Source organism: Streptomyces sp. NPDC088147 (assembly GCF_044741565.1).
In the GTDB taxonomy this organism is placed as follows: Bacteria; Actinomycetota; Actinomycetes; order Streptomycetales; family Streptomycetaceae; genus Streptomyces.
Genome location: NZ_JBIUSY010000001.1, coordinates 791,701 through 805,837, shown reverse-complemented (window position 1 = coordinate 805,837; position 14,137 = coordinate 791,701). Strand labels below are relative to the sequence as shown.

10 protein-coding genes (1 of these 10 cut by a window edge) are annotated in these 14,137 nt (G+C 70.8%); 5 read left to right on the top strand and 5 right to left on the bottom strand.

Annotation, left to right across the window (positions count from 1 at the left end; all coding sequences use genetic code 11):
• From ACIOGX_RS02745 to ACIOGX_RS02735, 3 genes are all read left to right on the top strand, one after another.
• Positions 1-810, top strand: a complete 810-nt coding sequence (locus tag ACIOGX_RS02745) for an alpha/beta hydrolase (RefSeq protein WP_356509686.1) — start codon at positions 1-3, stop codon at positions 808-810.
• On the top strand, positions 807-1,997 hold the full coding sequence (locus ACIOGX_RS02740; RefSeq protein ID WP_401909692.1) for a glycosyltransferase: 1,191 nt from the start codon (positions 807-809) through the stop codon (positions 1,995-1,997). The genes ACIOGX_RS02745 and ACIOGX_RS02740 overlap by 4 nt, the downstream gene beginning before the upstream one ends.
• Positions 1,998-2,076: 79 nt before the next feature.
• A complete protein-coding gene (locus ACIOGX_RS02735) occupies positions 2,077-3,936 on the top strand; it encodes an ABC transporter ATP-binding protein (RefSeq protein ID WP_401909689.1) in 1,860 nt (619 codons plus the stop codon).
• 88 nt (positions 3,937-4,024) lie between these two features.
• On the opposite strand, the gene ACIOGX_RS02730 is transcribed toward ACIOGX_RS02735, so the two are convergent.
• From ACIOGX_RS02730 to ACIOGX_RS02710, 5 genes are all read right to left on the bottom strand, one after another.
• On the bottom strand, positions 4,025-4,825 hold the full coding sequence (locus tag ACIOGX_RS02730) for an SGNH/GDSL hydrolase family protein (protein WP_356509692.1): 801 nt from the start codon (positions 4,823-4,825) through the stop codon (positions 4,025-4,027).
• A 75-nt stretch (positions 4,826-4,900) separates the two neighbouring features.
• Complete coding sequence (locus ACIOGX_RS02725) at positions 4,901-5,584, bottom strand: 4'-phosphopantetheinyl transferase (protein WP_401759203.1); 684 nt, start codon at positions 5,582-5,584, stop codon at positions 4,901-4,903.
• Positions 5,581-6,429, bottom strand: a complete 849-nt coding sequence (locus tag ACIOGX_RS02720) for a metallophosphoesterase (protein ID WP_129767504.1) — start codon at positions 6,427-6,429, stop codon at positions 5,581-5,583. The genes ACIOGX_RS02725 and ACIOGX_RS02720 overlap by 4 nt, the downstream gene beginning before the upstream one ends.
• 90 nt (positions 6,430-6,519) lie before the next feature.
• Positions 6,520-8,358: an ABC transporter ATP-binding protein gene (locus ACIOGX_RS02715; RefSeq protein ID WP_401909685.1), complete on the bottom strand. Its 1,839-nt coding sequence runs from the start codon at positions 8,356-8,358 to the stop codon at positions 6,520-6,522.
• Positions 8,327-10,093 (bottom strand): ABC transporter ATP-binding protein, encoded by a 1,767-nt coding sequence (locus ACIOGX_RS02710; RefSeq protein WP_401759196.1) that lies wholly within the window; start codon positions 10,091-10,093, stop codon positions 8,327-8,329. The genes ACIOGX_RS02715 and ACIOGX_RS02710 overlap by 32 nt, the downstream gene beginning before the upstream one ends.
• Positions 10,094-10,368: 275 nt before the next feature.
• Between ACIOGX_RS02710 and ACIOGX_RS02705 the strand changes: the two genes are divergently transcribed.
• Together ACIOGX_RS02705 and ACIOGX_RS02700 are read left to right on the top strand one after the other, a co-directional pair.
• On the top strand, positions 10,369-11,400 hold the full coding sequence (locus ACIOGX_RS02705; protein WP_129767501.1) for a GDP-mannose 4,6-dehydratase: 1,032 nt from the start codon (positions 10,369-10,371) through the stop codon (positions 11,398-11,400).
• A gap of 183 nt (positions 11,401-11,583) precedes the next feature.
• A protein-coding gene (locus ACIOGX_RS02700; RefSeq protein WP_401909681.1) for a type I polyketide synthase crosses the window boundary here: on the top strand, positions 11,584-14,137 show its start. 26,096 nt of this gene lie beyond the right edge of the window; only the first 2,554 of its 28,650 coding nucleotides appear in the window; its start codon is at positions 11,584-11,586; the stop codon falls past the right edge of the window.

Below are 14,137 nucleotides of genomic sequence, written 5' to 3'. Positions count from 1 at the left end.
ATGACCAAGATACGTACCGGCGAGATCACCACGCATGTGCAGCGGCTGCCCGCCGCCACCCGGCCCGCCGACGGGAGTGAACCGGACGTCGTCGTCTTCGTGCACGGGCTGCTCACCGACAGCCTGGCCAGCTACTACTTCACCCTCGGCCCGGCCTTCGCCGCCGCGGGCTTCGACGTGATCATGTACGACCTGCGCGGCCACGGCCGCAGCGACCGGCCGGCCACCGGCTACCGCCTGGAGTCCTTCGTCGGCGACCTCGCCGGGCTGCTCGACGCGCTGGGCGAGACCCGCCGGGTGCATGTCGTCGGCAACTCCTTCGGCGGTACGGTGGCCGCCGGTCTCGCCGCGTGGCACCCCGACCGGGTCGCCACGGTCACCATGATCGAGTCCGAACCCCCGGTCGCGGAGTGGACCCGGCACATGGCCGACGGACTCGCGGACGCCAAGCGCCAGCTCGCCCGCGAGGATGTCATCGGCTGGATCTCCGCCCATCACGGCGCGCACACCGCCCGGCTCTCCCGGGGCGCGAGCCGTATCCTGCGCGTCACCACCCTTGCCGAGGACATCCCGGCGGGCCACGTCATCGACGACGATCTCTCCGCGCTCGGCTGCCCGGTCCTGGCCATCTTCGGCGACGAGTCCGGGCTGAGCGCCCAAGTGGACTCCCTGGAGGCCAAGCTGGCGTCCTGCCGCACCGTGGTCCTCGCCGAGCAGGGGCACTCCGTACTCGTGGAGCGGACCGAGGAGACCCGGGACCTGATCCTGGAGTGGATACGGGATCACACACTCGCCGGGGCGGTGCGGTGACCCGCTTCCTGCTCGTCGTCCCGCCGCTCGTCGGGCATGTCAACCCGCTGGTCGGCGTGGCCGGTGAACTCGCCGGGCGGGGGCACCAGGTGGCGTGGGCGGGCCGGGCCGAGCAGATCCGCCGGCTCGCGGGCGCGGACGCCACGGTCTTCGACTGCGCCATGCCCGCCCAGGGGCTGTCCAGGCCGCCGGAGCTGACCGGGCCCGCCGCCTTCCGGTTCCTGTGGGCGGAGTTCTTCGTTCCGCTGGCCGACATGATGGCGCCGGCCATCGAGGCCGCCATCGACGCCTTCCGGCCCGACGTCGTCCTCGGTGACCAGCACGCCGTGGCGGGCGCGCTCGTCGCCGAGCGCAAGGGCATCCCCTACGTCACATCCGCGACCACCTCCGCCGAACTCATCGACCCACTGGCGGCGATGCCCAAGGTGGCCGCCTGGCTCGGTGACCTGCTGGGCGCGCTGCGCACCCGGATCGGCGACCCGGCGGGCACGGCCGACCCGCGGTTCTCCCCGTACGGTGTCATCGCCTTCACCGGACGCGAACTGCTCGGCGACGCACCGCTGCCCTGGGAGCGGACGCATCTGGTCGGACCGGCCATCGCCCCTCGCGCCGACCACTCCGACTTCCCCTGGGAAGAGCTGGATCCCGGACGTCCCACCGTGCTCGTCTCGCTCGGCACGGCCAACGCGGACGCGGGCGGCCGGTTCCTGGCGGAGGCGGTCACCGCGCTCGACGGGCTCGGGGACGCGGTCCAGGGCGTCGTCGTCGACCCCGGCCATACGCTCTCCGCGGTGCCGCCGGGGGTGCTCGTACGCGCCCACGTCCCCCAACTCGACCTGCTGGCACGGGCCGACGCCGTCGTCTGCCACGCCGGACACAACACCGTGTGCGAGTCGCTCTGGCACGGACTGCCGCTCGTACTCGCCCCCATCCGCGACGACCAGCCCATCGTCGCCCAACAGGTGGTCGACGCGGGCGCGGGGGTACGGGTCCGCTTCAACCGGGTGAACGCCGCCCGGCTGGCCACGGCCGTCGAAACCGTACTGGACAGCGCGGGCGGCCACCGCGCGGCGGCCGAGGCGATCGGCCGGTCCTTCCGCGCGGCGGGCGGCCAGGTCACCGCCGCCGACCACCTGGAGCGGATCGCGGCGCGGCGCGCGACCGCGCCCGTCCCCGCGACCCACTGAACACCCCGCTCCGCACCGGCGAGCACCATTCACCCCCCACCGGGAACCCCCCTCCCGACCAGCGAACCCGGGACCACCCATGACAACGGCTTCCGCCCCTCCCGCGCCGGCTGAGACCCCGCGGCCACCCGCGCAGGATCAGCCCCCCGAGCCGCCCGCCACGCCCCCGCTGCGCGTACTGCTGCGCTACGCCCGCCCGCACCGGACGGTGCTGCTCGCCACCCTGCTCCTCGTGCTGGCCGCCAGCGCGGCCGGACTCGTCCAGCCGCTCGTGGCCCAGCACGTACTGGACGGACTGAGCGACGGACGCGGGGTGCTGGGGCCCGTGCTCCTGCTGGCCGCGCTCGTCGTCCTGGGCGCCGGACTCACCGGACTCCAGTCCTGGTGGCAGCAGCGCACCTCGGAACGGGTCGTCCGGCAGATCCGCCGCGACCTGGTGTTCCGGCTGATACGGCTGCGCGTACCCGAACTGGACCGCCGTCCACCCGGCGACCTCATCTCCCGCGTCACCTCCGACAGCGCCCTCGTCCAGAACGCCGCCACCGAAGGGCTGGTGATGGTCTCCAACGGAGTGCTCAGCATCCTCGGCGCGGTGGTCCTGATGGGCGTCGTGCATCTGGGACTCCTCGGGGTGACCGCCGCCGTCCTGATCGCCGTCGCCCTGATGATGGTGCTCGTGCTGCCCCGGATCCGGGAGGCGGTCGCCCGCGCCCAGGAATCGGTCGGCGCGGTGGGCGCCGCGCTCGACCGTACGCTCGGCGCCGCCAGGACCGTGAAGGCCAACGGCGCCGAGGGCCGGGAGACCGAACGCGCGGGAGAGGCCATCGAGGGCGCCTACCGCGCGGGACTGGCCGGCGCGCGCTACGTCGCGCTGGTGAAGGTCCTCTCCGGGGTGTCCATCCAGGCGGCGTTCCTCGCGGTGCTCGGCGTGGGCGGGGCGCTGGTCGCCTCCGGCAGCCTCGAAGCCTCCGCGCTGATCGCCTTCCTGCTGTACGTGTTCTATCTGGCCAGCCCCGTCGGCTCGCTGGTCGCCGGGCTGAGCATGCTGCAACAGGGGCTCGGGGCCGTCGGCCGTATCGAGCAGGTCAAGCACATGCCCGTCGAAGACGATGTGGACGACCTCCGCGACCCGCGCGAACCGCTCGCCGCCGTGGCCGCGCCCGGCGCGCCCCCGGTCGAGTTCCGGGACGTACGGTTCTCCTACCCCGGCCGCGCACCCGCCCTGCGCGGTATCTCGTACACCGTCCCCGGCGGCACCCAGACCGCGCTGGTCGGGCTCTCCGGCGCGGGCAAGACCACGATGTTCGCCCTGCTCCAGCGCTTCCACGACCCGGCCGCGGGACAGATCCTGATCGACGGCGTCGACATCGCCACCCTGCCCCGGTCGGAGGTGCGCCGGCGCATCGCCTACGTGGAGCAGGAGTCGCCGGTGATGGCCGGCACCATCGGGGACAACCTGCGGTACGCGGCGACCGGCGCCTCGGACGAGGACATCGCGGAGGTCCTGCGGCTCACCCGGCTCGACACCCTGATCGACCGGCTGCCCGACGGACTGCGCACCGAGGTCGGCAACCGCGGCGTCACCCTGTCGGGCGGCGAGCGGCAGCGGCTGGCCATCGCGCGGGCCCTGCTGCGCCGGCCGGAGGTGCTTCTCCTCGACGAGGCCACCGCCCAGCTCGACGCGAGCAATGAACGGGCACTGCGGGACGCGGTGGACCAGGCGGCCAGGCGCTGCACCGTGATCCTGATCGCGCACCGGCTGTCCACCGTGACCGGCGCCGACCAGATCGTGGTCCTCGAACACGGTCTGGTGCGCGCCGCGGGAACCCACGCGGAGCTGGTCGAGGCCGATGTCCTCTACCGCGAACTCGCGTCCTCCCAGATGCTGGTGAGCGAAGGAAATGAGGACGTCGGCGAATTGGCCGATGCGCCGCGCTGAAAAAGGAAACGGCAGTGGGGGCGTTCCGCCGAATGAAGCGGAACGCCCCCACTTATGTGATCCGTCGGCCGGTCGGCCGGTCGCTCCGTCAGCCGGTGAGGGCGTTCAGAGCGGCCAGATAACCATCGCGGTGGCCCGCGGCGTTCGGGTGGTAGGACTCGTTGATCTTGTCCCATTCCAGACTGGTGACCCAGGGGGAACCGGACGAGCAGAGCGTGTGCGGGTCGAATGCCGGTCGCGCGTCGAGGAATTCGAAACCGGCGGCCGCCGCACGGCTGGACATGACCGACGCGAGAGTGTCGGCGGCGGAGTTCATCGCGGCACGCTCGGTGTCGCTCAGGCCGAGCACGCCGCAGGAACCCCCGATGGTGTAGAGCCGGGGATATCCGACGACGATGACTCTCGCGTTGGGCGCGGCGGCGCGCACCGCCCCGTAGGTCTGCGTGAGCGCGGGGGACAGGACCGACTGCGCCGCCTGCTTGGCCAGCTCGACCCCGTTGACGCAGTCCCGGTCGTCGATGGTGAGGATGCAGTTCGTCAGTACATCGACGAAGCCGACGTCATTGCCGCCGACCTGCAACGTCACCAGGGTGGTGTCCGCCGTGAGCTGCGGTATCTGGGAATTGATCACATCGGTCGTGGTCGCACCAGAACACGACGCCTCGACGAATGCCACCGAGCTGTGCTGAGCCGCCCACAGCCGCGGGTAGGTCAGCGGGCCCCGGCGGCACGCGTCGTTGGGGTCGTCGTAGGTACGGGTGCCGGGAGCGACCGCGTACGAGTCGCCCAGCGCCACGTACTTGCCGTCGGCCGCGTGGGCGGAGGGTGAGATCGTGACCGCTGCGACGATCGCCAGAAGTGCGGCGAACAGTGCCTTCGTTGAACGCATGGAGATGCTTCTCCAGGAGTGGGGGGACAAGGACCCCACTTGGATAGCAGCTCACGGGGATGATTGACGATGGATTCAATGAAAAACTGATGACGATTCAGACGCCAGATGGATCGCGGTGGCCACCAGGCCGCGTTCCGCGATCCAACGGCCCTGGAATTCACCGATATGACGGCCATTCACGATGGGGCCCGGTACCAGAAGCCTTGCCTGAAAGGTCCGTTCAACCGGATCGATGTCGATTTCCGCCTCGGAGAAGTCGAGTTCGCGTCCGGTGAGCGGATACCACACCTTGAAAACGCTTTCCTTGGCGCTGAAAATCAACCGGTCATAGCTGACCCCGGGGTGACGCGCGGTCAGCGACGCGATCCGCGTCCGCTCGGGCGGCAGCGCGATGACGTCCAGCACCCCCTCGGGCAGTGGCGCGTCGGGCTCCGCGTCGATGCCGAGCGCCGCCGTCTCCTCGGACCTGGCCACGACCGCCGCGCGGTAGCCGTCGCAGTGCGTCATGCTCCCGACGATGCCGTCCGGCCACTGCGGCGCCCCGCGCCGGTTGGGCAGCAGCGGTACGGGCCGCTGACCGAGACGGCGCATCGCGCGCCTGGCCAGGAACCGTACGGTGGTGAACTCCCGCTGCCGTTTGGAGACCGCGTTCGCCACCAGCGCCTTCTCCTGCGGGAACAGCTCTTCGCCCGGCTCGTGCCCGTCGTCGTAGGCCGCCTCGCAGACGACCGCGGCGGGCAGCACCTCCCCGATCACCGGGCGGCCTGTCCGGCCGGCTCGGGCAGGATCTGGCGCAACGGCTCCCGGGGCGGGCGTTTGCGCCACTCGCGCGGATAGCCGATGGAGACCTCCTCGAAGCGCACCCCGTCGTGCCAGGTGACCCGGGGGATGTGCAGATGGCCGTAGACCACGGCGGCGGCACGGAAGCGCACATGCCAGTCGGCGGTCAGTTCCGTACCGCACCACTGCGCGAACTCCGGGTAGTACAGAATGCGGGTGGGGTCACGGACCAGCGGGAAGTGATTGATCAGCACCGTACGCAGGGACGGATCGACGGCCGACAGCCGGCGCTCGGTCTCCTCGACCCGCGACCAGCACCAGGCGTCCCGGCCCGCGAACGGGTCGGCGTGCAGGAAGTACTCGTCGGAGCAGACCACGCCCGCCTCATGGGCCAGCCGCAGCGACTCCTCCGTGGTGGTGGCGCCCGGCGCCCGGAACGAGTAGTCGTAGAGCACGAACAGCGGAGCGATCGCCACCGGCCCGCCGGCGCCCCGCCAGACGGGATAGGGGTCCTCCGGGGTGGCGATGCCCAGGCCCCGGCACAGCTCCACCAGATGGAGATAGCGCTTCTCGCCCCGCAGATCGCAGGGGTCCTGCGGATGGGTCCACAGCTCGTGATTGCCCGGAGCCCAGATCACCTTGGCGAACCGCTCGCTGAGCAGCCGTAGCGCCCACTCGATATCGGCGTACTTCTCGGCGACATCCCCCGCGACGATCAGCCAGTCGTCGTCCGAGGCCGGGCGCAGTTCCTCGACCAGCGCGCGGTTCTCGTCGTACACGACATGCAGATCGCTGACGGCCAGGAGTTTTCCGTCGGGCACAATACCGTCCTTATCGGTCGGGCTCGAACGCCGGTGGTCGGACCGGGTGCGCTGACCCTTCGAGGTTACGCGGAAGCGGGCGGCGGTGCGTCAGCCACCGGTAACCAGCCGCTCGTCGTCGGCGGCCGGCCGGGGGGAGCCAGGGGAGCGGGCGGCGTGCAGCCGCGCGTATGCGCCCTGCTCACGGATCAGTTCGTCGTGCGTACCGCGCTCCACGATCCGCCCCGACTCCATGACGACGATCACATCGGCGTCGCGGATGGTGGACAGCCGGTGCGCGATGACGAAGCTGGTCCTGCCCGCGCGCAGGGTGTTCATCGCGCGCTGGATCAGTACTTCCGTCCGGGTGTCGACGGAACTCGTCGCCTCGTCGAGCACCAGCACGGCGGGCCGGGCGAGAAAGGCCCTGGCGACCGTGATCAGCTGCTTCTCGCCCGCGCTCACACCGGCCGACTCGTCGTCCAGCACGGTGTCGTAGCCGTCGGGCAGCGTACGGATGAAGCGGTCCGCGCAGGTGGCGCGCGCCGCGGCGACGATCTCCTCACGACCGGCGCCGGCGTGGCCGTACGCGATGTTCTCGGCGATCGTGCCGCCGAACAGCCAGGTGTCCTGGAGCACCAGGCCGAACTGCGCACGCAGATCGTCGCGGGTCATCGTCGCGATGTCCGTGCCGTCGAGCAGGATCCGGCCCTCGTCCACCTCGTAGAAGCGCATGAGGAGATTGCCCAGTGTGGTCTTGCCCGCCCCGGTCGGGCCGACGATCGCGACCGTGCTGCCGGGTGCCACGGTCAGGGAGAGATCCTCGATGAGCGGTGTCTCGGGGGAGTAGCGGAAGCTCACCCGGTCGAACTCCACCCGCCCCGTGACCCGTTCGGGCCGGACCGGGCGGACCGGGTCGGGCCCCTGTTCCTCCGCGTCGAGCAGGGTGAAGACCCGTGCGGCGGAGGCGATCCCGGACTGGAGGCGGCCGGCCACACTGGCGACCTGCACGATCGGCTGGCTGAACTGCCGGGAGTACAGGATGAACGCCTGGACGTCGCCGAGCGTCAGCGCGCCGCTCACGACCTTCCACGCGCCCACCACCGCCACCACCACATAGCCGAGGTTGGCGATGAACATCATGGCGGGTTCGATGGTGCCCGAGGCGAACTGGGCCCTGGCGCCCGCCCGGAACAACGCGTCGTTGTGCGCGTCGAACCGCCGCTCGGCCTGCTCGCGCCTGCCGAAGCCCTTGATCAGCGAGTGGCCGGTATAGACCTCCTCGACCTGTGCGTTCATCGAACCGGTGGCGGCCCACTGTTCGGCGAACCGGGGCTGGGCGCGCTTGCTTATCCACGCGGCGAGCACCCCCGACACCGGCACGCTCGCCAGCATGATCAGCGCCAGGGACGGCGAGATCACCAGCATCAGGACGAGCATGGTGATGATGGAGAAGACCGAGGTGATCAGCTCGGCGAGGGTCTGCTGGAGGGTCTGCTGGAGGTTGTCGACATCGTTGGTCGTACGGCTCAGCACCTCGCCCGCCGGATTGCGGTCGAAGTAGCGCAGCGGCAGCCGTCCGAGCTTCTCCTCCGCCCGCTCCCGCAGATCGAAGACCACCCGCTGGACGACGGACGCGACCAGCCGGCCCTGCGCCAGCATGAACAGCGAGGCCGCGACATACAGCACGAGCAGGAGCAGCAGCACCCGCCCGACCGCGCCGAAGTCGACACCGCCGGTGGTGCCCCCCGGCGCCGGGGCGCCCAGACCGTCCACGATCAGGTCCGTGGCCCTGCCGAGCAGCAGCGGGCCGAACGCGTTGAGCGTGATCCCGCCGATGCCCACCAGAAGGGCGACGGCGATCCGCGGGCGGTGCGGCCGGAGCAGTCCGAGGAGCCGGCGACCGGGCCCCCGGGTTTCAGTGGGGCCGGGGCCGGCCGACGAGACCATGGACGGTCTCCTCCTCGGTGAGCTGGGAGAGGGCGATCTCGCGGTAGGTGGCGCTGTCGTGCAGGAGTTCGTCATGGGTGCCGGTGGCGACGACGCGTCCGCCGTCGAGGACGACGATGCGGTCGGCGTACCGCACGGTGGCGACCCGCTGCGCGACGGTGATCACGGTCGACCCCGCGATCTCCGGCGCCATCGCGGTGCGCAGCGCGGCGTCCGTGGCGTAGTCGAGCGCGGAGAAGCAGTCGTCGAAGAGATAGACGGCGGGGCGGCGCAGCAGGGTGCGCGCGATGGCGAGCCGCTGGCGCTGGCCGCCCGAGACGTTCGTGCCGCCCTGGGAGATCTCGGCGTCCAGCCCGTCGGGCATGCGCGCGACGAACTCGTCGGCCTGGGCGATCCGCAGGGCGTGCCACAGCTCGTCGTCGGTGGCGTCCGGGTTCCCGAAACGGAGGTTGGTCGCGACGGTTCCGGAGAACAGATACGGCTTCTGCGGTACGAAGCCCACGGCCCCGCTCAGGACGTCCGGGTCCAGCCGCCGTACGTCGACGCCGTTGACCCGTACCGAACCCTCGGTGGCGTCGAACAGCCGCAGGACGAGGTTGAGCAGTGTCGTCTTGCCGCTGCCGGTGGAGCCGAGGATCGCCACGCTCTCCCCGGGGCCCGCGGTCAGGTCGATCCCCTGGAGCACCGGCTTCTCGGCGCCCGGATAGCGGAACTCCGCCCCGCGCAGCTCCAGCCGGCCGACGGCGTCCGGCGCGGCCCCCACCGGCTCGGACGGCGGGGTGACACTCGTCGGCGTGGCCAGGATCTCCTGGATACGCCCGGCGGAGACCTTCGCGCGCGGCACCGACAGGAACACGAACGCGACCATCACGACCGACATGAGGATCAGCGAGAGATAGCTGAGGAAGGCGCTGAGCGCGCCGATCCGCATCGCCCCGCTGTCGATCCGGTAGGCACCGGCCCAGAGGACGGCGACCATGAACCCGTTCATGAGCAGCAGCACCAGGGGCAGCATCGACGCGATGAGCCGGCCGACCCGGCGCGAGACCTCGAACAGCTCCGTGCTCGTCCGGGCGAACCGCTCGCGCTCGTAGCCGTCGCGTACGAAGGAACGCACCACGCGTACGCCGGTGATCTGCTCGCGCAGCAGCCGGCCGAGCCGGTCGAGATACGTCTGCATCCGCTCGTAGAACGCGCCCATCCGCACGAGCAGCAGCCCGAACGCGACGGCGACGACGACCACGAGGACCACCAGGATCAGCGCCAGCGGTACGTCCTGCTGAAGCGCCAGCACGACGCTCCCCAGACACATCAGGGGCGCGGCCACCACGATGCCGAAGCCCGACTGCGTCAGCGTCTGCACCTGCTGCACATCGTTGACCGTCCGGGTCAGCAGCGACGGCGTACCGAAGCGGCCCACCTCACGTGCGGAGAAGTCGAGCACCCGGCGGAAGACGACGGCGCGGATGTCGCGTCCCATCGCCATCGCCGTACGGGAGGCCAGGGACACCGCGCCGGTCGCCGCGGCCACCTGGACCAGAGCCAGGGCGACCATGACCGCCCCGAGCCGCGAGATGTAGCCGCTGTCCCGCGCGACGACTCCGTTGTCGATCAGGGCGGCGCCGAGCGTCGGCAGCAGCAGCGTGCCGAGGATCTGGATCAGTTGCAGGAGGACCAGCAGGGCGGCGGCTCGCCGGTACGGGCGCACATGGGTACGCAGAAGTCCGAACAGCACGGAAAGACGCTCCGGTTGACAGAGCCGGCCCGAACGCCGACGCACACAGTGCACCGCATCGCGGTCCCGAAAATTACTAGTGTTCCGCCTCTCCGCGCCTTCCCCGCTCCCCTCCGACTCGGGAATTCCCTAGTAAGCACGGGATTTCTTGACACCGTGGTCGGAGGCTTGCGAGCGTGCCGATGTCTATCGTCCGGACAGAAGCGTATTCGATGCAAGGTCGTCGACCGAGCTCTGCGTTTGGGCGGTCTCTCCGTGGTCGAGAAGGGGTTGGTATGACCAAGCGTGCGCTGATCACCGGAATTACCGGGCAGGACGGTTCCTATCTGGCCGAGCATCTCCTGTCACAGGGCTACCAGGTTTGGGGATTGATCCGAGGACAGGCCAACCCGCGAAAGTCCCGGGTCAGCCGACTCGTCTCCGAACTCTCGTTCGTGGACGGCGACCTGATGGACCAGGGCAGTCTGGTCTCCGCCGTCGACACCGTGCAGCCGGACGAGGTGTACAACCTCGGCGCGATCTCGTTCGTGCCGATGTCCTGGCAGCAGGCCGAACTCGTCACCGAGGTCAACGGCATGGGCGTGCTCCGCGTCCTGGAGGCCATCCGGATGGTGAGCGGCCTGAACAGCTCGCGCACCGCGGGAGACGGCCAGATCCGCTTCTACCAGGCGTCGTCCTCGGAGATGTTCGGCAAGGCCGCCGAGACTCCGCAGCGTGAGACGACGCTGTTCCACCCGCGCAGCCCCTACGGCGCCGCCAAGGCGTACGGGCACTTCATCACCCGCAACTACCGTGAGTCCTTCGGGATGTACGCCGTGTCCGGGATGCTCTTCAACCACGAATCCCCGCGCCGCGGCTCGGAGTTCGTGACCCGGAAGATCTCTCTCGCCGTCGCCCGGATCAAGCTCGGACTCCAGGACAAGCTGCATCTCGGAAACCTCGACGCGGTACGTGACTGGGGCTTCGCCGGCGACTATGTGCGCGCCATGCACCTCATGCTCCAGCCCGACGAGCCGGACGACTACGTGGTGGGCAGCGGCACCATGCACTCGGTACGGGACGCGGTGCGCATCGCCTTCGAACACGTGGGCCTGGACTGGCAGGACTACGTCGTCATCGACCCCGAGCTGGTCCGCCCCGCCGAGGTGGAGGTCCTCTGCGCGGACAGCGAGCACGCCCGTACCAAGCTGGGCTGGAAGCCCAGCGTCGACTTCCCCGAACTGATGCACATGATGGTCGACGCCGACCTGAATCAGGTCTCCAGGGAACACGAATACGGGGACCTTCTGCTGGCCTCCAACTGGTAGCGGAACGAAGGCCGCGGAGGACTAGGGAATTCCCGTAGCGGTCCGTACGACACTCGCCACATGGCTTCCCGCGGAACGGCTGCGAAGCCATGTGGCTTTCTCTTTATCGCATTGCACGGCGAACGCGAGATGCCCCGCGTGATTCATGTTCGGCCGTCGGCTGTCGAGATGGGTTGAGTTGAGATGGACAACGAACAGAAGCTCCGGGACTACCTCAAGCTTGCGACCGCCGATCTCCGACGGACGCGGCAGCGGGTCAACGAACTGGAGACGGCTGCCCAGGAGCCGATCGCCATCATCGGAATGACCTGCCGCTACCCCGGTGGTGTCCGCAGCCCGGAAGACCTCTGGCGGCTGGTCGAGGCCGGTGGGAACGGCATCACGGCGTTCCCCGCCGACCGTGGCTGGGACGCCGAGGCGCTCGCCTCGTCCAGCACCTCGTCCGGCGGATTCCTGCACGACGCCCCCGACTTCGACGCCGACTTCTTCGGCATCTCGCCGCGCGAGGCCGTCGCGATGGACCCGCAGCAGCGCGTCGCGCTGGAGTCCGCCTGGGAGGCGTTCGAACGCGCGGGCATCGACCCGACCTCGGTCAAGGGCAGCCAGACCGGCGTCTTCATGGGCGCGATGGCCCAGGACTACCGGGTCGGCCCCGCCGACGGCGCCGAGGGGTTCCAGCTCACCGGCAACACCGGCAGCGTCCTGTCCGGACGCATCTCCTACACCTTCGGCACGGTCGGCCCCGCCGTCACCGTGGACACCGCCTGCTCCTCCTCGCTCGTGGCCGTCCATCTCGCCACCCAGGCACTGCGCACCGGGGAGTGCGCCCTCGCGCTGGCCGGCGGCGTCACCGTCATGTCGAGCCCCGGCACCTTCATCGAGATGGGCCGTCAGGGCGGCCTCTCCGCCGACGGCCGCTGCCGTTCCTTCGGAGACACCGCCGACGGCACCGGCTGGGCCGAGGGCGTCGGCATCCTCGTCCTGGAACGGCTCTCCGACGCCCGCCGCAACGGCCACGAGATCCTCGCCGTGGTGCGCGGCACCGCCGTCAACCAGGACGGCGCGTCGAACGGACTGACGGCCCCCAACGGCCCCTCCCAGCAGGAAGTCATCCAGCAGGCCCTGATCAACTCCCGGCTCTCCGCCGCCGAGATCGACGCCGTCGAGGCGCACGGCACCGGCACCACGCTCGGTGACCCGGTCGAGGCCCAGGCCCTGCTCGCCACCTACGGCCAGGGCCGCGACGAGAACCGGCCGCTGCTGCTGGGCTCCGTCAAATCGAACATCAGCCACACCCAGGCCGCCGCCGGTGTCGCCGGTGTCATCAAGATGGTCATGGCGATGCGCCATGGGGTGCTGCCGCGGACCCTGCTGGCCGACGAGCCCTCGTCCCATGTCGACTGGTCGCGCGGCGCGGTCCGCATCCTCGACCGGAACGCCCCCTGGCCCGGGACCGGCGCGCCCCGGCGCGCGGGCGTCTCCTCGTTCGGCATCAGCGGCACCAACGCGCACACCATCATCGAGCAGGCCCCGGCCGCGCCCGAGCCCGAAGGCGGCACCGACGCGGCGGACGCCCCCTCGGACGGCGCCCGCGTCGAGCCGGGCACCGTACCGCTGCTGGTCTCCGGACGGACCCGTGAGGCGCTGCGCGCCCAGGCCGCCGGGCTGCTGGCCGCGCTGGAGGCCGACCCGGCCGCGACCGTACTCGACACCGCCTACTCCCTGGCCACCACCCGCGCCGGTTTCGAGCACCGTGCCGTGCTCATGGCCGCCGACCGCGACGGCGCGCTCGCCGCGCTGACGGCGCTGGCCGGGGACGAGGAGACGGCCGGCCAGGTGCGGGGAGCCGTCCAGGGCGCCGTCCAGGGTGAGGGGAAGCTGGCGTTCCTCTTCACCGGCCAGGGCTCTCAGCGTCTCGGCGCGGGACGGGAACTCCACGCCAGGTTCCCGGTGTTCGCCCAGGCGCTGGACGCCGCCTTCGCCGCGTTCGGCCCGCTGCTCGGCCGGCCGCTGCGTGACGTGCTCTGGGGCGAGGACCCCGACGCGCTGCACCGCACCGAGTACGCGCAGCCCGCGCTGTTCGCCGTCGAGGTCGCGCTGTACCGCCTGGTCGAGTCCTGGGGCGTCAAGCCCGACTATCTGACCGGCCACTCGATCGGCGAGATCACCGCCGCCCATGTCGCCGGAGTGCTGTCGCTGACCGACGCCGCCGCCCTCGTCGCCGCCCGCGGCCGGCTGATGCAGGCGCTGCCCGAGGGCGGCGCGATGATCGCCGTACAGGCCACCGAGGACGAAGTCGCCCCGCTGCTGGCCGGCCACGAGGACACGGTGTCGGTCGCCGCCGTCAACGGGCCCTCCGCGCTCGTCCTCGCCGGTGAGGAGAGCGCGGTCGCCGCGATCGCCGCCCGTCTGGCGGACGAGGGGCGCAAGACCAAGCGGCTGACGGTCTCGCACGCCTTCCACTCGCCGCTCATGGAGCCCATGCTCGACGAGTTCCGTGCCGTGGTGGCCGGTCTGTCGCTCCAGGCCCCGCTGCTGCCGTTCGTCTCCAACCTCACCGGTGAGCCCGCCACGGTCGCGCAGGTCACCTCCGCCGACTACTGGGTGGACCATGTCCGCCGGGCCGTACGGTTCGCCGACGGCGTCGGCTGGCTCGCCGGCCACGGCGTCACCACGTTCCTCGAACTCGGCCCCGACAGCGTCCTGTCCGCGATGGCCGAGGACTGCCTCGACGCGA